This window comes from Streptomyces sp. NPDC051677 (genome assembly GCF_044453465.1).
Lineage (GTDB): Bacteria > Actinomycetota > Actinomycetes > Streptomycetales > Streptomycetaceae > Streptomyces.
The window spans coordinates 65,459-88,655 of sequence record NZ_JBITCT010000001.1 but is presented as its reverse complement, the minus strand read 5'-3'; the positions used below and the strand labels follow the sequence as shown (position 1 = coordinate 88,655).

The following is a 23,197-nucleotide window of genomic DNA, read 5'->3' as shown; positions in this document are numbered from 1 at the left end:
TGACCGCACACACGACGAGGGCGCCCGGGTTCGCCGGGCGCCCTCGTCGTGTGTGCGGCGGGGGGCGGGGGGTCAGCCCTTGCGGGGCGCCAGGGACAGGGTGCGTCGTGCCGTCGCGACCACCGCCGCGTCGATGAAGCGGCCGTCCGGGAGGGCCTGGGCGCCCTGGTCCCGGGCCGCGGCCTTGACGATCGTCTCGGCCTCCTCCAGTTCCCGTTCCGTGGGCAGGTAGGCCCGTTCGATGATCGGGAGCTGGCGCGGGTGGATGGCGGCGCGGCCCAGGAAGCCGAGGGTGCGGCCGTGGGCGCAGGTGGTGGCCAGGCCTTCCAGGTCGCGGATGTCGGGGTGGACCGACTGGGGCGGGGACGCCAGGCCCGCGGCCCGGGCGGCGACGACGACCCGGGAGCGGCACCAGTCGAGACCCGCGTCGTCGCGCAGGCCCAGGTCGGCGCGCAGGTCCGCCTCGCCGAGGGCGATGCCGCGCAGGCAGGGGTGGGCGCAGGCGATGGCGTAGGCGTGTTCGATGCCGAGGGCTGTTTCCAGGAGGGCGTGGAGGGGGGTGACTCGGTCGGCCCGGGGCACGGTCTCGGCGACCCGGGTGATCTGGTGCGGGGACGTCACCTTCGGCAGGCGCAGGCCGGCGACCCCGGGGAGGGCGGCCACGCTGCGGAGGTCCGCCGCGGCGAAAGGGCTGTCCAGGGCGTTCACCCGGACATGGACCGGGACCGGCTGGGGGTCGGACAGGCGTTCGGCGGTGGCCGTGCGGGCGTACTCCTTGCGGTCCGGGGCGACCGCGTCCTCCAGGTCGATGATGACGACGTCGGCGCCGCAGCCGAGCGCCTTGGTGACGGTCTGCGGGCGGTCGCCGGGGGCGTACAGCCAGGTCAGCGGGGGTGTCGTCGGGGAGATCGTCATAGTGCGCCCTCTTCGCGGAGGGCCGTCAGCTCGGTCGGGTTCAGGCCGAGTTCGGTGAGCACCGTCTCCGTGTCGGCGCCGTGCGGGCGACCGGTCCAGCGGATCGCGCCGGGGGTCGAGGAGAGCCGGAAGAGAACGTTCTGCATGCGGATCCGGCCCAGCTCCGGGTCGTCGACCGCGGTGATCGTGTCGAGGGCCTGGTACTGGGGGTCCGTCATCACGTCCCGTACGTCCTGGACCGGGGCGATGGCGGCCTCCGCCTTCTCGAAGGCGGCGAGGACGTCGGTGCGGGTGCGGGTGGCGATCCAGGCGCCGACCGCCTCGTCGAGGACGTCGGCGTGGGCGGCCCGGTCGGCGCCCGTCGCGAACCAGGGCTCGTCGATCAGGTCGGGCCGGCCGACGAGGCGCAGCACGCGCTCCGCGACCGACTGGGCGGAGGTCGAGACGGCGACCCAGTCGCCGTCGGCGGTGCGGTAGGTGTTGCGCGGGGCGTTGTTGGCCGACCGGTTGCCGGTGCGGGCCTGGACATAGCCCAGCTGGTCGTACCAGAGGGGCTGGGGGCCGAGGACGGTGAGGATGGGCTCGATGATCGCCATGTCGACGACCTGGCCCTCGCCGGTGCGCTCGCGGGCGGCGAGGGCCGTCATCACGGCATAGGCGGTGGCCAGACCCGTGATGGAGTCGGCCAGGCCGAAGGGCGGGAGGGTCGGGGAGGCGTCCGGTTCGCCGGTGATCGCGGCGAAGCCGCTCATCGCCTCGGCGAGGGTGCCGAAGCCCGGGCGGTGCGCGTAGGGGCCGAACTGGCCGAAGGCGGTCACCCGGGTGAGGACCAGGCGGGGGTTGGCCGCCGACAGGTCCTCCCAGCCGAGGTCCCACTTCTCCAGGGTGCCGGGACGGAAGTTCTCGATGATCACGTCGGCTGTTTCGGCGAGACGCAGGAGGGTGGCGCGCCCGCCGGGTCGGGAGAGGTTCAGGGTGATGGTGCGCTTGTTGCGGCCGAGGAGCTTCCACCACAGGCCCACGCCGTCCTTGGACGGGCCGTGTCCCCGGGAGGGGTCCGGCTGGCTGGGGTGCTCGACCTTGATGACCTCGGCGCCGAAGTCGCCGAGCATGGTCGCGGCGAGCGGGCCGGCGAAGAGGGTGGCGAGATCGAGGACGCGAAGCCCGCGCAGGGGAGGGGTCGTCCCGGTCATGAGGCGTACTGCTTGTCGATCTCGGAGCGGTACGGCATCGAAGCGGAAGCGCCCGGACGCTGGACCGAGAGGGCGGCCGCGGCTGCGGCCCAGGCCAAGGCCTCCCGTACGGGGCGTTCCTCGCCGAGGTCCCCCACTCTCGGCTTCGCTCGAGCGGGGGGACCCCCATCGGCGAGGGCGCCGACGAACGTGTCGCCCGCGCCGGTGGAGTCGACGGCGGCGACGTGCGGGGCGGGCACGGTGAGGGGTTCTGTGCCGCGGGCCGCGTAGAGGCTGCCGGCCGAGCCGAGGGCGACGACCACCTCCGGGACGCCGTCCAGCAGGGCGGTGGCCGCCTCGCGCGGGTCGGTGCGGCCGGTGAGGGCGGTGGCCTCGTGCTCGTTGGGGACCAACAGGGCGGGGGCGGCGAGGAGTTCGGGCGGAAGGGGCTGGGCGGGGGCGGGGGCGGGGGTGAGGATCGTCCGGACGCCGTGGGCGCGGGCTGCCCGGGCGCCCGCGACGACCGCCGCCAGGGGGACTTCGAGCTGGAGCAGGAGGGCGTCGGCGGAGGAGATCAGGACTTCGTCGCCGGGGACGAGGTGGTCGACGGTGCCGTTCGCGCCGGGGACGACGACGATCGCGTTGCCGCCCTCGTCGTCCACGACGATGTGCGCGGTGCCGGAAGGGGACTCGACCGTGCGCAGGCGGTCGGTGTTCACGCCGATGGGGGTCCCCCCGCTCGAGCGAAGCCGAGAGTGGGGGAGCTCCAGGGTGGAGCGCGGACGGGCGCCGAAGGCGTCGTTGCCGACCGCGCCGATCATCGAGACGGTGGCGCCCGCGTGGGCGGCGGCGATCGCCTGGTTGGCGCCCTTGCCGCCGGGGATGGTGCGGAACTCCCGTCCCGTCACGGTCTCCCCGCGCTGCGGGGGTTTCTCGACGTAGGCGACGAGGTCCATGTTCGTGCTGCCGAGCACGACGATGTCGGTCATGGGCGGGAAGCCTCCCGGTGGGTGAGGGACCAGGTCAGGTGGGCCAGGGTGTCGAAGCCGACGCCGCTGAGGTCGGCGACGGAGGTGGCCAGGCGGTTCTTGAGGGGGGCCGTCCAGCGGTCGGGGAGGGCGGCCGGGTCGCCGGCGAGGAGGGCGGCGACGCTGCCGGCCGTCGCGCCGTTGGAGTCGGTGTCCAGGCCGCCGGACACGGCACGGCAGACGGAGGCGCTGAAGTCGCCGTCGGCGTGGGTGAGGGCGGCGGCGATCAGGGCGGTGTTGGGGATCGCGTGGACCCAGTGGTGCGCCTTGTGGGTGGCGTGGAGTTCGTCCACGACGGTGTCGAAGTCGGCGTGTTCCTGCGCCAGTCGGATCGCGTGGGTGATGGCCCGGGCGAGGCGCGAGCGGGGTGGGACGACGGTCAGGCCGGTGCGCAGGCAGGCGTGGACGTCGTGGGCGCCGGTCGCTGCCGTGGCGATGACGGCCGCCGTGAACATCGCCGCGTAGACGCCGTTGGCGGTGTGGGTGAGGGTGGCGTCGCGGTGGGCCTGTTCGGCTGCGGCGGCCGGGTCGCCGGGGTTGGTCCAGCCGTGGACGTCGGCGCGGATGAGGGCGCCGATCCACTCGCGGAAGGGGTTGCGGTGGCGGGCGGTGTGCGGGGGTTCGATGCCGGTCAGGAGGTTGCGCAGGGCGACGCGTTCGGCGGTGAAGGCGCGGCCGGCGGGGAGTTCGTCCAGCCAGAGCCGGGCCACGTCCGTGGTGGTGAAGTCGCTGCCGTGGCGCTGGAGCAGGAGGAGGTTGAGGAGGGGGTAGTTGAGGTCGTCGTCCTCGGGCATCCCGTCGATGTTCTCGGCGAGGGAGGTGGGGGCCGAGCGGCGGTTCCAGGGGTGGGCTTCGAGCAGGTCCTGGGGGACTCCGCGGGCTGTGAAGTAGCCGGTGAGGGGCCAGTTGCCGGTGGCGCGGGCCAGGGCGCGGATGGCGTCCAGGGGGAGCTTCTCGACGGGTTTGCCGAGGAGGCAGCCGACGGCCCGGCCCAGCCAGGCCGCTTCCAGACGGGCCCGGGCAGGGGCCGCGGGCTGCGCATCGGTCGGTCGGACCGGCCACCCGGGGCACAGGGCCCTGATCTTCTCCAGCTTCGTCGGCTCGTCCTCCGTCAACCTGCTGGGCAGGTCCGTCAGTTCGTCCAGGAGGTCTTCCGCGAGCAGACGCAGGTAGCGGGAGGACCGCCCCGGGGAGGCGCCCGCCCGGGGCGGGGCCTCGCAGCCTCCCGCCGCCTTCCAGCGGGCGGCGATCGCCCACGGTTCCCGGCCGTCCTCGGCCGCCTGGCGCAGTTCATGGCCGACGAGGTCCTCCGGCTGGACCCAGGTCAGTCGGAGCATCGCGGGCCTCCGAGGGCGGCGAACGCCTGCTCGTGGGTGCGGCGACGGCGCACGTCGCGGTCGAAGATCTCCCGGGCGACCTCGGCGAGCGTCACCGCCGGCTCCCGCAGGTCGAGGCGGCTGGCCTCGGCGACCTGCTTCGACCACTCGTCCGGGACCGCAGAGCCCAGGGCGCCCGCCAGCGCTCCCGCCATCGTCGCGATGGAGTCGCAGTCGCGGCCGTAGTTCACCGAGCCCAGGACCGCCTGCCGGCAGTCGCCGCCCGCCACCAGCAACATGCCCAGGGCGACGGGGAGTTCCTCGATCGCGTGCAGACGGGAGGGGCGGCGGGCGCCCAGCGAGGGCCGGCGGTAGTCGGGGCCCACGGTGTCGTACGGCGTCACCGCCGCCCGCAGCGGGGACAGCGCGGACTCGAAGTCGGTGTGCCGGGCCGCCTCTTCGCAGACCCTCTCGATCGCCGCGCGCGTGCCGTCCTTCGCCAGGGACAGGCAGGCCGCGACCACCGACTCCGGGGTCGCGTCCGGTGCGCAGGCCGCCGCCACCGCCGCCGCGAAGACCCCCGCCGCCTCCCGGCCGTACGACGACTGGTGGGCGCCCGCGATGTCCAGCGCCTCGGCGTACGCGCCCGCCGGGTCGGCCGCGTTGACCAGGCTCACCGGGGCCATGTACATCGCCGCACCGCAGTTGACGATGTTGCCGACGCCGGCCTCACGGGGGTCGACATGGCCGTAGTGCAGCCGCGTGACCAGCCACTTCTCCGCCAGGAAGAGACGGTGCAGGGGGAGGGCCTCGGCTTCCAGTTCAGGGATCCAGCGGGGGTTCCCCATCAGGTCCGGGACCAGGTGCTCGGCGATCGCGTAGGCGTCCAGGTGGTCGCGGACCGTGGCGTAGACCCTGATGAGGGCGTGCGTCATCAAGGTGTCGTCGGTGACGTGGCCGTCGCCCTTGTGGTACGGGGCGATGGGGCGGGCGGTGCGCCAGTCGTCGCCGTTCCAGGGGCCGACGACGCCGTGGACGCGGCCGCCGTGCCGCTCAAGGATCTGGTCGGGGGAGTAGCCCTCCACGGGGCCGCCGAGGGCGTCGCCGACGGCGGCTCCCACGAGGGCGCCGGTGATGCGTTCTTCCAGGGTCGCGCCGTTGCTCTCAGGTGCGTTGGCGCCTTCTTGCGCTGTGGTGCTTTTTCGCGCTTTGGGCTTCATGCCCCGAATCATCCTCCTGGTGGGGCCGGTTGTGCGGCTTCCAGGAGTTCGGCGAGTTCCACCAGGTCGGTGCCGGTGAGACGGGGGAGCACGCAGCCGGAGAGGGTGCGGCAGCTGTCGCGCCACGCGGCCGGGATCGCGGGGCCGCCGCCCAACGCGCCCGTCAGCGCGCCCGCGAGGGCCGGGGCCGAGTCCGCGACCCGGGACAGACAGGCCGCCGCCGGTACCGCTTCGGCGATACGGCCGCCGGACGCCGTCACCAGGGCCAGGGCGACCGGGACCGTCTCCGCCGCGGCGATGCCGTAGCTGTAGACGTGGTCGACGATCTGGTGTTCCAGGAGGGGGATGAGCGCGAAGGCGCTGTCGGCGTCGTGGGCCAGTTCGAGCGCGTGGCGGGCGTTGCGGCCGATCTCGGTGTGGTCGGGGAGTTCGGCGAGGGCCGCGGTGACGCAGCGGGCCGGGTCCGCGCCGACGAGGGCCAGCGCGAGGGCCGCCGCCATCGCGCGGGCGCCGTGCACGCCGTCGCCGTCCTGGGTGTAGCGGGCGTCGAACTCGGCGAGGTCGGCGGCGAGCCGGGGGTCGCCGGGGTGGGCCACCGCGAGGACGCAGGCGCGTACGCAGGCCGCGTCGTCGAAGTAGTGGGGGTTGTCGTGGCCGGTGGCGGGCGGGCGCAGTCCGGCGGCGAGGTTGCCGAGGCCGGCGCGGACGGAGATGCGGGCGCGCAGGGGGAGGACGGCGGACTCGACCTCGGGCGCGCGGTCCGCTGCCGCCGCGACCTCGCCGGCGATCGCGTTCCAGGTGAGGTCGATGGCGGCGCGCATCCGGCGTTCCCGGCTGAGGTCGCCGAGGGCGGTGTCGTCGCCCGCCCGCAGGACCGCCTCGGCGGCGAACGCCGCCCACTCGGCGTCGTCGGAGGGGCCCAGGCGGAGGGGCTCGGGGGGTTGGTTGAGGGCGATGGGGACGGGGAGGGTGGTGGTGGCGTTGTGTTCGGCGAAGGTGTCGAGTTCCCGGGTGAGGCGGCGGGTCCACTCGGGCATGCGGGCGGCTCGGTGGCGGGCGGCGGGCCAACCGGCGGAGTCGCCTGCGGCCAGGCCGAGCAGGAGGCCTTCGACGCGGTGAGGGTGGGTGCGGGCCGAAACGGCCTCGGCCACGCCTTCGGCCTCGTTGCTCCCCGCCGCACCGCCCGTGGACCTTTCGTCGTCGGGTGCGGGTGGCCCCTGTGGGGCGTCCTCGCCGTCGGCGGCTGCCTGGGTGTTCGGGAGCGTCGTGGTCGCGCCGGTCGTTCCCTCGTCCCATGGGGCCGGTGGTCTCACCGTCGTGCCTCCGTTCTGTCGGTCGCCGGCAGGGTGATCAAGGTGGGGACGAGATCCTCGGCGATCATGCCCTCACCCCATTTGCCGCCCTCTTCGGGCACCAGCAGCTCCGCCACGTCCAGGACGTGGTGGCCCGCCATCGAGGGCAGGCAGCTGCCCCGGGCCGGGCCGATGGCGGCCGCCCACTGCGGGGGGATCGCCGAGGCGCCCTGGGTCGCGCCGGCCAGCGCGCCGGCCACCGCGGCCGTCGTGTCCGCGTCGCGGCCCATGTTCACGGCGGTGAGGACGGCCTCGCGGAAGTCGCCGTCGGCCGCCGCGAAGGCGCCGAAGGCGAGGGCGACGGCTTCGGGGGCCAGATCGGTCCAGGGGTAGCCGCCGATGACGACGGCGGAGCGGACCGCCCGTTCGCCCCGGTGGGCCACCGTCACCGCCCGGCGCAGGGAGCGGGCCGTCCAGGAGTCCTCGGGGATCACCGCCAGCGCCGAGGCCACGACCGCGATCGTCGGCGCTCCCGCCATCGCCGCCGCCACGCCCGCCGCGACCGCCTGGCCGCCGTAGATGCCCTCGCCGTCGTGACTGACCGCGCCGTCGATCGCGACCAGCCGGGCCGCTTCCGCCGGGCGGCCCGCGGCGAAGACGCCGAAGGGGGCCGCGCGCATCGCCAGACCGTCGCTCCAGGCGTGCCGGTGCTGTGCCGAGATGGGCGCCGCGAGGCCTCGGCGGAGGTTCTCCAGGGTGCCGCGTTCGCTGAAGCCGGCGCCGCGGAAGGGGCCCTCGTCGCGGTCGGCGATCCACTGGTGCCAGGCGGCCTCCACGTGGGCCGGGGTGAGTGCGGAGCCGTGGCGGGCGAGGAGCAGGCCGGAGAAGATCGCGTACTCCGTGTCGTCCGTGCCGGCCGGCTTCTCGCTGACGTAGCCCGTGATGCGGCCCCATCGGGCGCGGATCTCGGAGGGCTTCATGTTCTCGGCGGGTGCGCCGAGCGCGTCCCCGACGGCGAGGCCGAGCAGGGCGCCGCGGGCCCGTTCACGGATCGATGCCATGCACGGCCTCTCCTCCGGGGCTCCGCACGGGCGCGGAACCCTTTGCGGATGTGTCCCACCATCGGCGGTTGACCTGAGCCTGAAACCTCCTCATGTCACCCGGTCGACATGTGGGCGGACCCCCGATCGAATGAGCGATCGAAGGTAAAGGTGCAGGTTAGGGCATCCTCGCCTTCCTGGCGGGTGGGAATGGTGAAGCGTATCTTTGGCGTTGTCAGAGATTGGAACTTGTCTAAAGTTAGCTTTGCCTTAGCTATCTGGGGGATCTTCATGGCCATCATCGAGACCGAAGCCACACTGCACGAGGCGCACCGCGACAACCACACGCACCGCGATGTCAACGGTGGCTGGCTGCGGCCCGCCGTGTTCGGGGCGATGGACGGCCTGGTCTCCAACCTCGCGCTGATGACCGGTGTCGCCGGGGGGGTCCGTCGGGCAGCAGACCATCGTCATCACCGGGCTGGCGGGTCTCGCCGCAGGCGCCTTCTCGATGGCCGCCGGTGAGTACACCTCCGTCGCCTCGCAGCGTGAACTCGTCGAGGCGGAGCTCGACGTGGAGCGCAGGGAGCTGAGGAAGCACCCGCAGGACGAGGAGGCCGAGCTCGCCGCGCTGTACGAGTCCCGGGGGGTCGAGCCCGCGCTGGCCCGGCAGGTCGCGCAGCAGCTCTCGCGCGATCCCGAGCAGGCCCTGGAGATACACGCCCGTGAGGAGTTGGGCATCGATCCCTCGGATCTGCCCTCGCCGCTGGTCGCCGCCGTGTCGAGCTTCGGGGCGTTCGCGCTCGGCGCGCTGCTGCCCGTCCTGCCGTATCTGCTGGGGGCCGCCTCGCTGTGGCCGGCCGTGCTGCTGGCGTTGTTCGGGCTCTTCGGCTGCGGCGCCGTGGTGGCTCGGGTGACCGCGCGGACCTGGTGGTTCAGTGGGCTGCGGCAGCTCGCGCTCGGAGGTGCGGCGGCCGGTGTGACGTACGCCCTGGGCACTTTGTTCGGAACGGCCGTAGGATAGATCGGCTGCTACTTATGCGATGGGCCGCATAAGTAGCCGTTACTGACTGGTTTCGGATGCTTAACCAGCGGGCATGAGCCGTAAGCGCTGTGGGCAATGAGGCCTGCGGCGCACTTGCGGGGTGAACGACGCCGCTCCCCCCGCCCTCCGGGCCGACAGGCGCCGATCTGATCGATCTCGTCCCGTCCGGTCCCCATAACTTTCAGCCACGTGCGCGAGACCCCCTTCGCGAGCTCGTGGCGTCCGCATGTTGGAACGGAGTATCCGGTTCCCGAGAACCGCTCCATCATGTAACCTGCACGAAATTTTGCGCTCACGCAGAGGGCCAACGTCGTCCCTTCGCACGCCAGATATGCCACTTGAGACGACGACGGGAGAGCCGATGCGTACGCCGCGCCAGCCGTCCCAGCATTCCGCGAATGGCCAGAACTGGTCTTTCATGGATGCTCGCCCTGCTGCGCAGGGTATGTACGACCCCCGCAACGAGCACGACGCCTGTGGCGTCGGCTTCGTGGCCACCCTCACCGGCGAGGCGAGCCACACGCTGGTCGAGCAGGCGCTCACCGTTCTGCGCAACCTCGAACACCGCGGCGCCACCGGCTCCGAGCCGGACTCCGGCGACGGCGCGGGCATCCTCACCCAGGTCCCCGACGCCTTCTTCCGCGAGGTGGCCGGTTTCGAGCTGCCCGAGGCCGGCGGCTACGCCGTCGGTATCGCCTTCCTCCCGGAGGACGGCCTGCAGGACGCCGTCTCGCAGATCGAGACGATCGCCGACGACGAGGGCCTCACCGTCCTCGGCTGGCGCGAGGTCCCGGTCGCCCCCGAGCTCCTCGGCGCCACCGCCCGCTCCACGATGCCCGCCTTCCGCCAGGTCTTCGTGACCGACGGCGCCTCGCAGGGCATCGACCTCGACCGCAAGGCGTTCGTGCTGCGCAAGCGCGCCGAGCGCGAGGCCGGCGTCTACTTCCCCTCGCTGTCCGCGCGGACGATCGTCTACAAGGGCATGCTGACCACCGGCCAGCTCGAGCCCTTCTTCCCGGACCTGTCCGACCGCCGCTTCGCCTCGGCCGTGTCGCTCGTCCACTCGCGCTTCTCCACGAACACCTTCCCGTCGTGGCCGCTCGCGCACCCGTACCGCTTCGTCGCGCACAACGGCGAGATCAACACCGTCAAGGGCAACCGCAACTGGATGCGCGCCCGCGAGTCGCAGCTGGTCTCGGACCTGTTCGGCTCCGCCGACCATGGGCACGGCGGACAGGACGAGAAGTCCATCGAGCGGATCTTCCCGGTGTGTACGCCGGACGCCTCCGACTCGGCGTCCTTCGACGAGGTGCTCGAACTGCTCCACCTCGGCGGCCGCTCGCTGCCGCACTCCGTGCTGATGATGATCCCGGAGGCGTGGGAGAACCACGACTCCATGGACCCGGCCCGGCGCGCCTTCTACGAGTTCCACTCCACGATGATGGAGCCCTGGGACGGCCCGGCCTGCGTCACCTTCACCGACGGCACCCAGGTCGGCGCCGTCCTCGACCGCAACGGCCTGCGCCCCGGCCGCTACTGGGTCACCGACGACGGCCTCGTCGTCCTCGGCTCCGAGGTCGGCGTCCTCGACATCGACCCCGCCAAGGTCGTCCGCAAGGGCCGCCTCCAGCCCGGCAAGATGTTCCTCGTCGACACCGCCGAGCACCGCATCATCGAGGACGACGAGATCAAGGCGAACCTCGCCGCCGAGAAGCCCTACGCCGAGTGGCTCGAGGCCGGCGAGATCGAGCTCGTCGACCTGCCCGAGCGCGAGCACATCGTGCACACGCACGCCTCGGTCACCCGCCGCCAGCAGACCTTCGGCTACACCGAGGAAGAGCTGCGCGTCCTGCTCGCGCCGATGGCCAAGTCCGCCGCCGAGCCGATCGGTTCGATGGGCACCGACTCGCCGATCGCCGCGCTCTCCGCGCGCCCCCGGCTGCTCTTCGACTACTTCACCCAGCTGTTCGCGCAGGTCACCAACCCGCCGCTGGACGCCATCCGCGAGGAACTGGTCACCTCGCTGCGCTCCTCCCTCGGCCCGCAGGGCAACCTGCTCGAGCCGAGCGCCGCGTCCTGCCGGACGGTCACCCTGCCGTTCCCGGTGATCGACAACGACGAGCTGGCCAAGCTCATCCACATCAACGCCGACGGCGACATGCCCGGCTTCAAGGCCGCGACGCTCTCCGGCCTGTACCGGGTGCACGGCGGCGGCGACGCCCTCGCCGCGCGCATCGAGGAGATCTGCGCCGAGGCCGACGCCGCCATCGACAACGGCGCCCGCCTCATCGTCCTCTCCGACCGCCACTCCGACGCCGAGCACGCGCCGATCCCGTCGCTGCTGCTCACCGCGGCCGTCCACCACCACCTCATCCGCACCAAGCAGCGCACCGAGGTGGGCCTGCTCGTCGAGGCCGGCGACGTCCGCGAGGTCCACCACGTGGCCCTGCTGATCGGCTTCGGCGCCGCCGCCGTCAACCCGTACCTGGCGATGGAGTCGGTCGAGGACCTGCTGCGCGCCGGCACCTTCATCGACGGCCTGGAGCCCGAGCAGGCGATCCGCAACCTGATCTACGCGCTCGGCAAGGGCGTCCTGAAGGTCATGTCCAAGATGGGCATCTCCACCGTCGCCTCCTACCGCGGCGCCCAGGTCTTCGAGGCCGTCGGTCTCGACGACGCCTTCGTGGAGAAGTACTTCAACGGCACGGCCACCAAGATCGGCGGCGTCGGCATCGACGTCATCGCCAAGGAGGTCGCCGCCCGCCACGCCAAGGCCTACCCGGCGTCCGGCATCGCGCCGGCCCACCGCGCCCTGGAGATAGGCGGCGAGTACCAGTGGCGCCGCGAGGGCGAGCCGCACCTGTTCGACCCGGAGACGGTCTTCCGCCTCCAGCACTCGACGCGCACAGCCCGCTACGACATCTTCAAGAAGTACACGGACCGCGTGAACGAGCAGTCCGAGCGCCTGATGACGCTGCGCGGACTGTTCGGCTTCAAGTCCGGCCGCGAGCCGATCTCGATCGACGAGGTCGAGCCGGTCTCCGAGATCGTCAAGCGGTTCTCCACCGGCGCCATGTCGTACGGCTCCATCTCCCTGGAGGCGCACGAGACCCTCGCCATCGCCATGAACCAGCTGGGCGGCAAGTCCAACACCGGTGAGGGCGGCGAGGACGCGGACCGGCTGTACGACCCGGCGCGGCGCTCCGCCATCAAGCAGGTCGCCTCCGGCCGCTTCGGCGTGACGAGCGAGTACCTGGTCAACGCGGACGACATCCAGATCAAGATGGCCCAGGGCGCCAAGCCCGGCGAGGGCGGCCAGCTGCCCGGCCACAAGGTGTACCCGTGGGTCGCAAAGACCCGTCACTCCACCCCGGGTGTCGGTCTGATCTCCCCGCCGCCGCACCACGACATCTACTCCATCGAGGACCTGGCCCAGCTGATCCACGACCTGAAGAACGCGAACCCGCAGGCGCGGATCCACGTGAAGCTGGTCTCCGAGGTCGGCGTCGGCACGGTCGCCGCGGGTGTCTCCAAGGCCCACGCGGACGTCGTGCTCATCTCCGGCCACGACGGCGGCACGGGCGCCTCGCCGCTGACCTCGCTCAAGCACGCGGGCGGTCCCTGGGAGCTCGGTCTCGCCGAGACCCAGCAGACGCTGCTGCTCAACGGCCTGCGCGACCGCATCGTCGTGCAGACCGACGGCCAGCTGAAGACCGGCCGTGACGTGATCATCGCCGCGCTGCTCGGCGCCGAGGAGTTCGGTTTCGCGACCGCGCCGCTCGTCGTCTCCGGCTGCGTCATGATGCGCGTCTGCCACCTGGACACCTGCCCGGTCGGCATCGCCACCCAGAACCCGGTGCTGCGCGACCGCTTCGCCGGCAAGGCCGAATACGTCGTGAACTTCTTCAAGTTCATCGCCGAAGAGGTCCGCGAGCTGCTGGCCGAGCTGGGCTTCCGCTCGATCGAGGAGGCCGTCGGCCACGCCGAGGTCCTCGACGTCGAGCGCGCCGTCGACCACTGGAAGGCGCAGGGCCTCAACCTGGCCCCGCTGTTCCACGTGCCCGCCCTGCCCGAGGGCGCGGCGCTGCACCAGATCATCGCGCAGGACCACGGCCTGGAGAAGGCGCTCGACAACGAGCTGATCAAGCTCGCCGCCGACGCCCTGGCCGCGGACTCCGCGACCGACGCCCAGCCGGTGCGCGCCCAGGTCTCCATCCGCAACATCAACCGCACGGTCGGCACGATGCTCGGCCACGAGGTGACGAAGAAGTTCGGCGGTGCGGGCCTGCCCGAGGACACCATCGACATCACCTTCACCGGCTCCGCCGGCCAGTCCTTCGGCGCCTTCCTCCCGCGCGGCGTCACGCTGCGCCTGGAGGGCGACGCCAACGACTACGTCGGCAAGGGCCTCTCCGGCGGCCGGGTGATCGTCCGCCCCGACCGGGGCGCCGACCACCTCGCCGAGTTCTCGACGATCGCGGGCAACACCATCGCCTACGGCGCGACCGGCGGCGAGCTGTTCCTGCGCGGCCGCACCGGTGAGCGGTTCTGCGTCCGCAACTCCGGCGCCACGGTCGTCTCCGAGGGCGTGGGCGACCACGGCTGCGAGTACATGACCGGCGGTCACGCGGTGGTCCTCGGCGAGACGGGCCGCAACTTCGCGGCCGGCATGTCCGGCGGCATCGCCTACGTGATCGACCTGAACCGCGACAACGTCAACGTCGGCAACCTGGGCGCCGTCGAGGCGCTGGACGACAGCGACAAGCAGTGGCTGCACGACGTGGTGCGCCGCCACGCCGAGGAGACCGGCTCGACGGTCGCCGAGAAGCTGCTCGCCGACTGGGACGCCTCCGCGGAGCGCTTCAGCAAGATCATCCCCAGTGCGTACAAGGCAGTGCTCGCCGCCAAGGACGCCGCCGAGCAGGCGGGACTCTCCGAGTCCGAGATCACCGAGAAGATGATGGAGGCGGCGACCAATGGCTGACCCGAAGGGCTTTTTGAACCACGGCCGCGAGGTCGCCAAGTCCCGTCCCGTCGACGTGCGTCTGAAGGACTGGAACGAGGTCTACGTCCCCGGCTCGCTGCTGCCGATCATCGGCAAGCAGGCCAGCCGGTGCATGGACTGCGGCATCCCGTTCTGTCACAACGGCTGTCCGCTCGGGAACCTGATCCCCGAGTGGAACGACTTCGCCTACCGCGAGGACTGGACGGCGGCCTCCGAGCGGCTGCACGCCACGAACAACTTCCCGGAGTTCACGGGCCGTCTGTGCCCCGCTCCCTGCGAGTCGGCGTGTGTGCTGGGCATCAACCAGCCGGCCGTCACCATCAAGAACGTCGAGGTCTCGATCATCGACAAGGCGTGGGAGACCGGTGACGTCGCCCCGCAGGCCCCCGAGCGGCTGTCCGGCAAGACCGTCGCGGTCATCGGCTCGGGCCCGGCGGGCCTCGCCGCCGCCCAGCAGCTGACCCGGGCCGGCCACACCGTCGCCGTCTACGAGCGCGCGGACCGCATCGGTGGTCTCCTCCGGTACGGCATCCCCGAGTTCAAGATGGAGAAGCGGCACATCAACCGCCGCATCGAGCAGATGCGCGCGGAGGGCACCCGCTTCCGCACCGGCATCGAGATCGGCCGCGACCTCAAGGCGACCGACCTGAAGAAGCGCTACGACGCGATCGTCATCGCCGCCGGCGCGACGACCGCCCGTGACCTGCCGGTGCCGGGGCGCGAGCTCAAGGGCGTCTACCAGGCCATGGAGTACCTGCCGCTGTCCAACAAGGTCCAGGAGGGCGACTACGTGGTGTCGCCCGTCTCGGCCGAGGGCAAGCACGTCGTGGTCATCGGCGGCGGCGACACCGGCGCCGACTGCGTGGGCACCGCCCACCGCCAGGGCGCGGCCTCCGTCACGCAGCTGGAGATCATGCCCCGCCCGGGCGAGGACCGCAGCGCCGGCCAGCCGTGGCCGACCTTCCCGATGCTGTACAAGGTCACCTCCGCGCACGAGGAGGGCGGTGAGCGGGTCTACTCCGTCTCCACCACCCACTTCGAGGGCGACGAGGACGGCAACGTCCAGTGGCTGCACCTCACCGAGGTCGAGTTCGTCGACGGCAAGCTGACCCCGAAGCCGGGCACGGAGCGCAAGATCCCCGCCCAGCTGGTCACCCTCGCCATGGGCTTCACCGGCACCGACCGGGAGAACGGCCTGGTCGAGCAGTTCGGCCTGGAGCTCGACGAGCGCGGCAACGTCGCCCGCGACGCCGACTTCCAGACCAACGTCCCCGGCGTGTACGTCGCCGGTGACGCGGGCCGCGGCCAGTCCCTCATCGTGTGGGCGATCGCGGAGGGCCGCTCGGCCGCCCGTGGCGTCGACCGGTTCCTGACCGGCGCGAGCGAACTGCCGGCCCCGATCCGCCCGACGGACCGCTCGCTGATGGTCTGACGGCCACTTCACAGACGTCCCGTACAAAGGCGTACGGAACACAGACGGCGCCTGCCCAACAGTCCCCGACCGGACGACCGGGCAGGCGTCGCCGCATGTCCCGAGTCAGGGCACCCGGTACGTCTCCCCGTACACCTGCCACTGCAGTGGCGGACGCAGGTCCAGGTTGCCCTCGTGGAGGAAGCGGCGCTGGGTCGTGTCGACGCGGGAGGTGTCGATGCCGGGGTGCCGGGTCAGCATGGCGCGGCGGCGGGCGTCGAGGAAGGCGTTGAGGTAGTCGGCCTCGTCGCCGCCCTGCGCGGGGGTGCGGGCCTGCCGCATCGCGCGGGCGCGGATGCCGTCGAAGCTGGTCGGGCCCGTGCCGGGGCCGTGGAAGACCAGCGCGTCGTAGTAGACGAACTGGCCCAGCGCGCCCAGGCCGTCCGCCCGGCCGCGGTGCACCGCCGGGTCGAAGTAGACGCGGTCGCGCTCGGCGTCCTGGGCCGCGCGGAAGGCGGGCACGGTCGACTCCGCCCGCCAGGCCGCCGGGAACCCCGGGTCCAGACCGGCGTGCGAGGCGGTGCCGTCGACCCGGCGCAGCGCCGGGAGGTAGCGGGCGAGGGCGTTTCCCGGATGCGCGCGGGTGTAGCCCTCGACGAGCGTGAGCAGGTCGTGGGTGCCGGTGCAGAAGCCGATCAGGCCCGCCGTGTAGCCCTGGCCGTCGCCGATGTCCTCGACATAGCCGTATGCGGCGCGCCAGTCGAGGGTGCCGTTCTCGGCGCTGGCCACGATCTGCTGGGCGAGTTCCTTCTGCGCCGGGGCGGCGAGGCCCGGCGGGGTGACCAGGACGTCGGTCGTCGGCTGGGCGGGCTGGGCGGGCTGTGCGGGAGCGAGCAGGTACACCGTCGACGCTACGGCGGCGCACACCAGGGCGGCGGCACGTTTCATGCCGCACACTTTAAGGCCGGAATGTCGCGTTCTTTGTCATTCCATACTAATACGCAGCTGACCGAACAAAAGGGCGAACCCGGTGGGTGTGGGAGGCTGTGCGCCATGGTCGCGATCAGTCTCACCAAGGTTCAGGAGACCGCCCCCGCGCTGGTCGACCTGTACAAGAGCGCCGGGGTTTCGCTCGCCAAGCACGGTCTCGACGGGCAGCGGGCCGCCGTCTACCTCGTCGTCGACTACTCGGGGTCGATGAAGCCGTACTACCAGGACGGCAGCGTGCAGGCGCTCGCCGACCGGGTGTTGGGGCTGTCCGCGCACCTCGACGACGACGGCCGGGTGCCGGTGGTCTTCTTCTCCACCGACGTCGACGCCGTCACCGACATCGCCCTCGCCGACCACCAGGGGCGGGTGGACCGCATCGTGGCCGGGCTCGGACACATGGGCAAGACCAGCTACCACCTCGCCATGGACGCCGTCATCGACCACTACCTCGACAGCGGGTCGACGCACCCGGCGCTCGTCGTCTTCCAGACCGACGGCGGCCCCATCAACAAGCTCGCCGCGGAACGCTATCTGTGCAAGGCGTCGAAGCTGCCCCTGTTCTGGCAGTTCATCGGCTTCGGCGACCGGGGCAGCAAGCAGTTCGACTTCCTGCGCAAGCTCGACGAGCTGCCTGTGCCGGGGAAGCGGGCGGTCGACAACGCCGGGTTCTTCCACGCCGGTTCGGATCCGGCGAAGGTGACGGACGCGGAGCTGTACGACCGGCTCGTGGGCGAGTTCCCGAAGTGGCTGGTGGCCGCCCGGGCAGCGGGGATCGTACGGCCGTAGCCGCTTTCCGGCTCCTGTCGCACCGTTGGCTTGCCGGGCCCTTCGTGCCACTCTGATGTTGGTCCGACGGGGAGGCGGCGACGTATGAGTGACGGCGTGCGAACGGTGAACGAGACTGCGGACAGCGGGAGTTCGAGGCCGAGGGGAGAGCCCGGCAAGGGCGAGAGGCTCGCCGACTGGGCCGACGGCCGACTGGGACTGTACGCGCTGGCGAAGGCCAACCTGCGCAAGGTCTTCCCCGACCACTGGTCCTTCATGCTGGGCGAGATCTGCCTCTACAGCTTCCTCATCCTCCTCCTCACCGGCGTCTACCTCACCCTGTTCTTCGAGCCGAGCAGCGCCGAGGTCGTCTACCACGGCTCGTACACCCCGCTCAACGGCGTCACGATGACCAAGGCGTACGAGTCGACGCTCCACATCAGCTTCGACGTGCGCGGCGGGCTGCTGATCCGGCAGATCCACCACTGGGCGGCGCTGGTCTTCGTCACCGGCATGCTCGTGCACATGATGCGGGTGTTCTTCACCGGCGCGTTCCGCAAGCCGCGCGAGGTCAACTGGCTGTTCGGCTGGCTGCTGCTGTTCCTCGGCATCCTCACCGGTCTGACCGGCTACTCGCTCCCCGACGACCTGCTCTCCGGCACCGGCGTCCGGTTCGCCGACGGCGCGATCCTGTCCATCCCGATCGTCGGGACGTACATCTCGTTCTTCCTCTTCGGCGGGGAGTTCCCGGGCCACGACATCATCTCCCGGTTCTTCCCGATCCACGTCCTGCTGCTGCCCGGGATCATGCTGGGGCTCGTCGTCGCCCATCTCATCCTGGTGTTCTTCCACAAGCACACCCAGTACCCGGGGCCCGGGCGCGACCAGAAGAGCGTGGTCGGCATGCCGTTCATGCCGGTCTACATGGCGAAGGCGGGCGGGTTCTTCTTCCTGGTCTTCGGCGTGCTGGCGGTGATGGGCGGGATCGCCAGCGTCAACCCCGTGTGGGCGTTCGGACCGTACCGGCCGGACCTGGTGACGACCGGCGCCCAGCCGGACTGGTACCTCGGCTTCTCCGAGGGGCTGATCCGGGTGATGCCGGGATGGGAGATCAACGCCTGGGGCCACACCCTGGAGCTGGGCGTCCTCATCCCCTTCTCGCTGTTCCCGTTGATCCTGCTCGCCATCGGCCTCTACCCGTTCGTCGAGGCGTGGATCACCGGCGACAAGCGGGAGCACCACATTCTCGACCGGCCGCGCAACGCGCCCGTGCGCACCGGCCTCGGCGTGGCCTGGCTGACCTTGTACGTGGTGCTGCTGATCGGCGGCGGCAACGACATCGTGGCCACGCATCTGCATCTGTCCATCAACTCGATCACCTGGTTCGTGCGGGTGTCCGTGTTCGTCGGGCCCGTCGTCGCCTTCATGGTGACCAAGCGGATCTGCCTCGGGCTGCAGCGCCAAGACCGGGACAAGGTGCTGCACGGCCGTGAGACCGGCACCATCAAGCGTCTCCCGCACGGCGAGTACATGGAGGTCCACGCGCCCCTGGACCGCGCCCAGCTGTTCACCCTCACCCAGCACGAGCAGGCCCCGCCGTACGAGATCGGGCCGCTCGTCGACCACAACGGGGTGCGGCGGCCGGTCACGGTGTCCCAGCGGGTGCGGGCGCGGCTGGCCCGGGCCATGTTCGGGACCGACAGCCACATCCCGAAGCCGACGCCCCAGGAGTACCGCGAACTGACCGACGGGCACGGCCACGGGCAGGGACACGGGCACGGCCACGGGAACTGACGTCGGCCGTACCCGCTGACCGGCCCCCTGCTCGGTCATTCCTTGGGCGGCCAGGTGCGCAGCAGGGCGTCGAGGGCGTCCAGGATCCGGGTCCAGGTCTCCTGGGTGTCGGGGGCGCTGTGGCTGAAGCCGCCGCCGAGTTCCAGGCTGACGTAGCCGTGGAAGACGCTGCCCAGGAGGCGCACGGCGTGGGTCTGGTCCGGCTCGGTGAGGTCGTAGCCGCGTAGGATCGCCCGGGTCATGCGTGCGTGACGCCCGCCCGCGCTCGCGGCCGCCGCCTCCGGGTCGAGCCGCAGTTGGGCCGCGGCGTAGCGGCCGGGGTGCTCGCGGGCGTAGTCGCGGTAGACGTCGGCCAGGGCCGTCAGGGCGTCCTTGCCCGCCCGCCCGGCCAGCGCGAGTTCGCCCCGGTCGGCGAGCTCCTCCAGGGCGAGCAGGGCGATCCGGGTCCTGAGGTCGTCGGAGTTCTTCACATGCGAGTACAGGCTCGCGACCTTGACGTCGAAGCGCCTGGCGAGCGCCGAGACGGTCACCTGGTCGAAGCCGACCTCGTCGGCCAGCTCCGCACCCGCCCGTACCAGGCGTTCCGTGCTCAGCCCTACGCGCCCCATGGCCGTCCTCCCGCTTCGATCACCGAGGCCACCCTGCCATGCCCTGACGTGTCTCGCCGGACTGGCGAAAGCGATTAAGCATTTGCCTAGGAAGCCTAGGCAAATTAGCCTGCATCTATGAAGCCGATGACCGAGCAAGAGATCCGTGCCGCGTTCGTGAACTGCACCAAGGGGGAGGCCAAGCGCCTTTCCGTGCCCCGCGACCTGGCCGATCAGCCATGGGGCGACCTGGACTACCTCGGCTGGCGGGATCCCCAGGCCCCCGACCGGGCCTATCTCGCCGTCGAGCTGGACGGCCGGCTGAAGGCTCTCGCGCTGCGTTCCTCCGCCTCCGGCTCCTGGCAGACCCGGCGCAGCATGTGCACGCTGTGCCTGACCACCCACTCCGGCGGCGTCTCGCTGATGGTCGCGCCGAAGGCGGGCCGGGCCGGCCAGCAGGGCAACTCGGTGGGGGCCTACATCTGCAGCGACCTCGCCTGCTCGCTGTACGTGCGCGGCAAGCGGGACGCCGGGGTCGGGGCGCGGCTGCACGAGACGATCACGCTGGAGGAGAAGATCGACCGGACCGTGGCGAACCTCGCCGCGTTCATCGCCAAGGTGACGGGCTGAAGCGCCGGCTGAAGCGCCGGTTGAAGCACCGATTGCCGCGCCGGCCGAGGCTATGCGCGGCCGTTCAGTATCTCCGCCCGGCAGTCCTGCGGGGCGCCCCATGCCGTACGCAGGGCGCGGGCCTTGGTGAGCCAGAGCGACAGGTCGTACTCCGCCGTGTAGCCGATCGCGCCGTGCAACTGGAGTGCCGCGCGCGCGGTCGTGTACGCCGCCTCGCAGGCGCTCGCCTTCGCGGCGGCGACATCCGCCGGGGCCATCGTGACGGCGGCGCCCAGGACCAGGGGCCGGGCGAACTCCAGCGCGATCTTCGCGTCCGCCAGCCGGTGCTTCACCGCCTGGAACGAGCCTATGGGCGCCCCGAACTGGACGCGCTGCCCGACGTAGGCCACGGTCCGCTCCAGCAGCGCGAGGCCCACGCCCAGCGCCTGCGCCGCGGTGGCGAGGCGGGCCCAGCGCAGGGCGCGCTCCACGGGCGGCTCCGCGGCCAGGAGCTCGCCGCCCGGCAACAGGCGGGTCAGGCGACGGGCGGGGTCGAGCGACGGACGGACCGTGCCGTCGTGCCCCGGCGCGAGCCGGAGGCCGCCGGCGCCCAGGGCCAGGTGCACGGCCGCCGCGTCACCGTCCAGCGCATACGCCCCCTCGTACGCCGCCGTCGCCATCGACTCGCCCGCTGCCAGCGCCGGGAGGAACCGCCCGGCCGGGCCCGGATCGGCAAACAGGGCCGCCGCGGCGACCGTCTCCACCAGCGGGCCCGGCACCGCGTGCCGCCCCAACTCCACGAAGGCGACGGCCAGTTCGACCGGCCGGAGCCCCAGTCCCTGGTACGCCTCCGGGATCGCCAGGGCGAAGACGCCGGCCTCGGCGATCCGCGCCCACAGGGCACGCCCGCTCGTCTGCTCGCCCCGGCTCCAGTCCCGTACGACCGAAGGCGTTTCGGCGGCCGTCAGCATCGCGTGCAGCGAGTCGGCGAACGCCCGCTGTTCGGTGTCGAGGAGGAAACGCATCAGCGGCGGCCCTTCGGCAGGCCGAGCAGGCGCTCGGCGATGATGTCGCGCTGGATCTCGTTCGTGCCGGCGTAGACGGGTCCGGCGAGGGCGAACACATACGCCTCGGCCCAGGCGCAGTCCGCCGACTCGCCCTCCTCGCCCAGCAGGTCGAGGGCCGTCTCGTGCAGCGCGATGTCGTACTCGGACCAGAAGACCTTGTTCAGGCTGGACTCCGGGCCGATCGACTCGCCGTCCAGGAAGCGGGAGGCGGCCGCGTAGGCGAAGAGCTGGTAGGCGCGGGCGCCGGCCAGCGCGTCGGCGACCCGGTCCTGTGCCCAGGCGGGGCGGCCCCGCTCCAGCCAGAGGCGGTGGAGGCGGTCCGCGGCGGCGAGGAAGCGGCCGGGGGAGCGGAGCGTCAGCCCCCGTTCGTTGCCCGCCGTGGACATGGCCACCCGCCAGCCCTCGCCCGGCGCGCCGATCACGTCCTCGTCCGGCACGAACACCTCGTCCAGGAACAGCTCGGCGAACGCCGGCTTTCCGTCGAGGCGGCCGATCGGCCGGACCGTGACGCCGGGCGCGCGCAGGTCGAACATCAGGTAGGTCAGGCCCTGGTGGGGGCGGGGAGCCGCCGGGTCGCTGCGGAACAGGCCGAACGCGCGGTCGGCGAAGGCCGCCCGCGACGACCACGTCTTCAGGCCGCTCAACCGCCAGCCGCCGTCCGCGCGGGTCGCCCGGGACCGCAGCGAGGCCAGGTCCGAGCCCGCCTCCGGCTCCGACCACGCCTGCGCCCAGACCACCTCGCCGGTCGCCATCGGCGGCAGCACGCGCGCGCGTTGCTCCTCCGTGCCGTGGTCGATGAGGGTCGGCGCGAGCAGGCTGACGCCGTTCTGGCCGACCCGGCCCGGCGCGCCCGCCGCGTAGTACTCCTCCTCGAAGACCAGCCAGCGGATCAGCCCGGCGTCCCGCCCGCCGTAGCTCGCGGGCCAGTTCACCGCCGACCAGCGGTCCGCGGCCAGTTCGGCCTCCCACGCGCGGTGCGCCGCGAACCCCTCCTCGGTCTCCAGCGACGGGAGGGGGGCGGACGGCACGTGCGCGTGCAGCCAGGCGCGAGCCTCGGCGCGGAACGCTTCCTCGGCGGGCGTGAGGTCGAGGTCCATCAGCGGCAGTCCTTCCCTAACAAGTGTTTGGTAGGTTAGCGTGGGCCTATGACAGGCGTCGAGAGTCCGGTGTACGAACCCGGACACGGGCTGCTGAGCGGGCGCACCGCCGTCATCACGGCCGCCGCGGGCGCCGGGATCGGCGGGGCCACCGCCCGCCGCTTCCTGGAAGAGGGCGCACGCGTGCTGATCAGCGACGCGCACGCACGCCGGCTCAAGGAGCACGAGGACCGACTGGCCGCGGAGTTCGAGGGAGCGGTGGCGGCTCTCCCCTGCGACGTCACCGACGAGAGCCAGGTGCAGGCCCTCTTCGACACCGCCGCACGGCTGCACGGCCGCCTCGACATCGTCGTGAACAACGCCGGTCTGGGCGGCACTTCGGACCTCGTCGACATGACCGACGACCAGTGGTCCCGGGTGCTCGACGTGACGCTGAACGGCACGTTCCGGTGCACGCGGGCGGCCCTGCGGCTGATGCGGGGGGCCGGCGGGGGCGTCATCGTCAACAACGCCTCCGTCGTCGGCTGGCGCGCCCAGGCCGGACAGGCGCACTACGCCGCCGCGAAGGCCGGCGTGATGGCGCTGACCCGGTGCTCGGCGATCGAGGCCGCGCCGTACGGCGTACGCGTCAACGCCGTCGCGCCCAGCCTCGCCATGCACCCGCACCTGGTGAAGGTGACCTCGCCCGACCTGCTGGAGGAACTGACGCGGCGCGAGGCCTTCGGGCGGTACGCCGAGCCCTGGGAGGTGGCCAACGTGATCGTGTTCCTCGCGTCGGGCTACTCCTCGTACATGACGGGCGAGGTCGTCCCCGTCAGCAGCCAGCACGCCTAGGACGACAATG

Annotated in this window: 17 protein-coding genes and 1 pseudogene; 7 read left to right on the top strand and 11 right to left on the bottom strand. The window is 72.1% G+C overall.

Translation table 11 applies throughout. The features are described from left to right. Positions 1–72 precede the first annotated feature (72 nt). The 7 genes from ACIBAF_RS00385 to ACIBAF_RS00355 are packed head-to-tail and all read right to left on the bottom strand — an operon-like array spanning position 73 to position 8,004. Positions 73–915, bottom strand: coding sequence for an HpcH/HpaI aldolase/citrate lyase family protein (locus tag ACIBAF_RS00385; protein WP_399460868.1), 843 nt, complete (start codon positions 913–915; stop codon positions 73–75). After that, positions 912–2,108, bottom strand: a complete 1,197-nt coding sequence (locus ACIBAF_RS00380; RefSeq protein ID WP_399460867.1) for a CaiB/BaiF CoA transferase family protein — start codon at positions 2,106–2,108, stop codon at positions 912–914. The genes ACIBAF_RS00385 and ACIBAF_RS00380 overlap by 4 nt, the downstream gene beginning before the upstream one ends. Then, the gene (locus ACIBAF_RS00375) at positions 2,105–3,076 is read right to left on the bottom strand and encodes a ribokinase (protein ID WP_399460866.1); all 972 of its coding nucleotides are present in this window, start codon (positions 3,074–3,076) and stop codon (positions 2,105–2,107) included. Before ACIBAF_RS00375 ends, ACIBAF_RS00380 begins: the two co-directional genes overlap by 4 nt. Then, positions 3,073–4,452: an ADP-ribosylglycohydrolase family protein gene (locus ACIBAF_RS00370; protein ID WP_399460865.1), complete on the bottom strand. Its 1,380-nt coding sequence runs from the start codon at positions 4,450–4,452 to the stop codon at positions 3,073–3,075. Before ACIBAF_RS00370 ends, ACIBAF_RS00375 begins: the two co-directional genes overlap by 4 nt. Further along, positions 4,440–5,651: an ADP-ribosylglycohydrolase family protein gene (locus tag ACIBAF_RS00365; RefSeq protein ID WP_399460864.1), complete on the bottom strand. Its 1,212-nt coding sequence runs from the start codon at positions 5,649–5,651 to the stop codon at positions 4,440–4,442. The genes ACIBAF_RS00370 and ACIBAF_RS00365 overlap by 13 nt, the downstream gene beginning before the upstream one ends. 8 nt (positions 5,652–5,659) lie before the next feature. Beyond that, a complete protein-coding gene (locus tag ACIBAF_RS00360; RefSeq protein ID WP_399460863.1) occupies positions 5,660–6,964 on the bottom strand; it encodes an ADP-ribosylglycohydrolase family protein in 1,305 nt (434 codons plus the stop codon). Beyond that, positions 6,961–8,004, bottom strand: coding sequence for an ADP-ribosylglycohydrolase family protein (locus tag ACIBAF_RS00355; RefSeq protein ID WP_399460862.1), 1,044 nt, complete (start codon positions 8,002–8,004; stop codon positions 6,961–6,963). Before ACIBAF_RS00355 ends, ACIBAF_RS00360 begins: the two co-directional genes overlap by 4 nt. A 270-nt stretch (positions 8,005–8,274) precedes the next feature. Here ACIBAF_RS00355 and ACIBAF_RS00350 point away from each other — a divergent pair. From ACIBAF_RS00350 to ACIBAF_RS00340, 3 genes and pseudogenes are all read left to right on the top strand, one after another. Then, a pseudogene (locus ACIBAF_RS00350) lies at positions 8,275–9,007 on the top strand (VIT1/CCC1 transporter family protein). A 382-nt stretch (positions 9,008–9,389) separates the two neighbouring features. Then, positions 9,390–14,012 carry a glutamate synthase large subunit gene (gene gltB, locus ACIBAF_RS00345; RefSeq protein ID WP_399460861.1) on the top strand — a complete coding sequence of 1,541 codons (4,623 nt, stop codon included), beginning with the start codon at positions 9,390–9,392 and terminating at the stop codon, positions 14,010–14,012. Continuing rightward, positions 14,005–15,465: a glutamate synthase subunit beta gene (locus ACIBAF_RS00340; RefSeq protein WP_399460860.1), complete on the top strand. Its 1,461-nt coding sequence runs from the start codon at positions 14,005–14,007 to the stop codon at positions 15,463–15,465. Before gltB ends, ACIBAF_RS00340 begins: the two co-directional genes overlap by 8 nt. A gap of 105 nt (positions 15,466–15,570) precedes the next feature. Here ACIBAF_RS00340 and ACIBAF_RS00335 read toward each other — a convergent pair whose 3' ends face one another. Continuing rightward, positions 15,571–16,392: a chitosanase gene (locus tag ACIBAF_RS00335; protein ID WP_399460859.1), complete on the bottom strand. Its 822-nt coding sequence runs from the start codon at positions 16,390–16,392 to the stop codon at positions 15,571–15,573. A gap of 105 nt (positions 16,393–16,497) precedes the next feature. Here ACIBAF_RS00335 and ACIBAF_RS00330 point away from each other — a divergent pair, with 105 nt between their 5' ends. Then, the gene (locus tag ACIBAF_RS00330) at positions 16,498–17,220 is read left to right on the top strand and encodes a vWA domain-containing protein (RefSeq protein WP_399460858.1); all 723 of its coding nucleotides are present in this window, start codon (positions 16,498–16,500) and stop codon (positions 17,218–17,220) included. Positions 17,221–17,304: 84 nt separating this feature from the next. Then, positions 17,305–18,993 carry a cytochrome bc complex cytochrome b subunit gene (locus ACIBAF_RS00325; RefSeq protein WP_399460857.1) on the top strand — a complete coding sequence of 563 codons (1,689 nt, stop codon included), beginning with the start codon at positions 17,305–17,307 and terminating at the stop codon, positions 18,991–18,993. Positions 18,994–19,028: 35 nt separating this feature from the next. Here the strand turns inward: ACIBAF_RS00325 and ACIBAF_RS00320 are convergent, their stop codons facing one another. Continuing rightward, positions 19,029–19,601 (bottom strand): TetR/AcrR family transcriptional regulator, encoded by a 573-nt coding sequence (locus ACIBAF_RS00320; RefSeq protein WP_399460856.1) that lies wholly within the window; start codon positions 19,599–19,601, stop codon positions 19,029–19,031. Positions 19,602–19,718: 117 nt separating this feature from the next. On the opposite strand from ACIBAF_RS00320, the gene ACIBAF_RS00315 reads away from it, so the two are divergent. Then, positions 19,719–20,210 (top strand): FBP domain-containing protein, encoded by a 492-nt coding sequence (locus tag ACIBAF_RS00315; protein WP_399460855.1) that lies wholly within the window; start codon positions 19,719–19,721, stop codon positions 20,208–20,210. A gap of 50 nt (positions 20,211–20,260) precedes the next feature. Here ACIBAF_RS00315 and ACIBAF_RS00310 read toward each other — a convergent pair whose 3' ends face one another. Further along, the gene (locus ACIBAF_RS00310) at positions 20,261–21,214 is read right to left on the bottom strand and encodes an acyl-CoA dehydrogenase family protein (RefSeq protein WP_399460854.1); all 954 of its coding nucleotides are present in this window, start codon (positions 21,212–21,214) and stop codon (positions 20,261–20,263) included. Continuing rightward, positions 21,214–22,353 carry an acyl-CoA dehydrogenase family protein gene (locus ACIBAF_RS00305; protein WP_399460853.1) on the bottom strand — a complete coding sequence of 380 codons (1,140 nt, stop codon included), beginning with the start codon at positions 22,351–22,353 and terminating at the stop codon, positions 21,214–21,216. The genes ACIBAF_RS00310 and ACIBAF_RS00305 overlap by 1 nt, the downstream gene beginning before the upstream one ends. 48 nt (positions 22,354–22,401) lie before the next feature. Here ACIBAF_RS00305 and ACIBAF_RS00300 point away from each other — a divergent pair, with 48 nt between their 5' ends. Next, positions 22,402–23,187, top strand: a complete 786-nt coding sequence (locus ACIBAF_RS00300) for an SDR family oxidoreductase (protein ID WP_399460852.1) — start codon at positions 22,402–22,404, stop codon at positions 23,185–23,187. Positions 23,188–23,197: the final 10 nt, after the last annotated feature.

Coding starts and splice junctions, on each gene's coding strand:
- ACIBAF_RS00385 (WP_399460868.1), bottom strand. CDS start 915: ATGACGATCTCCCCGACGACACCCCCGCTGACCTGGCTGTACGCCCCC.
- ACIBAF_RS00380 (WP_399460867.1), bottom strand. CDS start 2,108: ATGACCGGGACGACCCCTCCCCTGCGCGGGCTTCGCGTCCTCGATCTC.
- ACIBAF_RS00375 (WP_399460866.1), bottom strand. CDS start 3,076: ATGACCGACATCGTCGTGCTCGGCAGCACGAACATGGACCTCGTCGCC.
- ACIBAF_RS00370 (WP_399460865.1), bottom strand. CDS start 4,452: ATGCTCCGACTGACCTGGGTCCAGCCGGAGGACCTCGTCGGCCATGAA.
- ACIBAF_RS00365 (WP_399460864.1), bottom strand. CDS start 5,651: ATGAAGCCCAAAGCGCGAAAAAGCACCACAGCGCAAGAAGGCGCCAAC.
- ACIBAF_RS00355 (WP_399460862.1), bottom strand. CDS start 8,004: ATGGCATCGATCCGTGAACGGGCCCGCGGCGCCCTGCTCGGCCTCGCC.
- gltB (WP_399460861.1), top strand. CDS start 9,390: ATGCGTACGCCGCGCCAGCCGTCCCAGCATTCCGCGAATGGCCAGAAC.
- ACIBAF_RS00340 (WP_399460860.1), top strand. CDS start 14,005: ATGGCTGACCCGAAGGGCTTTTTGAACCACGGCCGCGAGGTCGCCAAG.
- ACIBAF_RS00335 (WP_399460859.1), bottom strand. CDS start 16,392: ATGAAACGTGCCGCCGCCCTGGTGTGCGCCGCCGTAGCGTCGACGGTG.
- ACIBAF_RS00330 (WP_399460858.1), top strand. CDS start 16,498: ATGGTCGCGATCAGTCTCACCAAGGTTCAGGAGACCGCCCCCGCGCTG.
- ACIBAF_RS00325 (WP_399460857.1), top strand. CDS start 17,305: ATGAGTGACGGCGTGCGAACGGTGAACGAGACTGCGGACAGCGGGAGT.
- ACIBAF_RS00320 (WP_399460856.1), bottom strand. CDS start 19,601: ATGGGGCGCGTAGGGCTGAGCACGGAACGCCTGGTACGGGCGGGTGCG.
- ACIBAF_RS00315 (WP_399460855.1), top strand. CDS start 19,719: ATGAAGCCGATGACCGAGCAAGAGATCCGTGCCGCGTTCGTGAACTGC.
- ACIBAF_RS00310 (WP_399460854.1), bottom strand. CDS start 21,214: ATGCGTTTCCTCCTCGACACCGAACAGCGGGCGTTCGCCGACTCGCTG.
- ACIBAF_RS00305 (WP_399460853.1), bottom strand. CDS start 22,353: ATGGACCTCGACCTCACGCCCGCCGAGGAAGCGTTCCGCGCCGAGGCT.
- ACIBAF_RS00300 (WP_399460852.1), top strand. CDS start 22,402: ATGACAGGCGTCGAGAGTCCGGTGTACGAACCCGGACACGGGCTGCTG.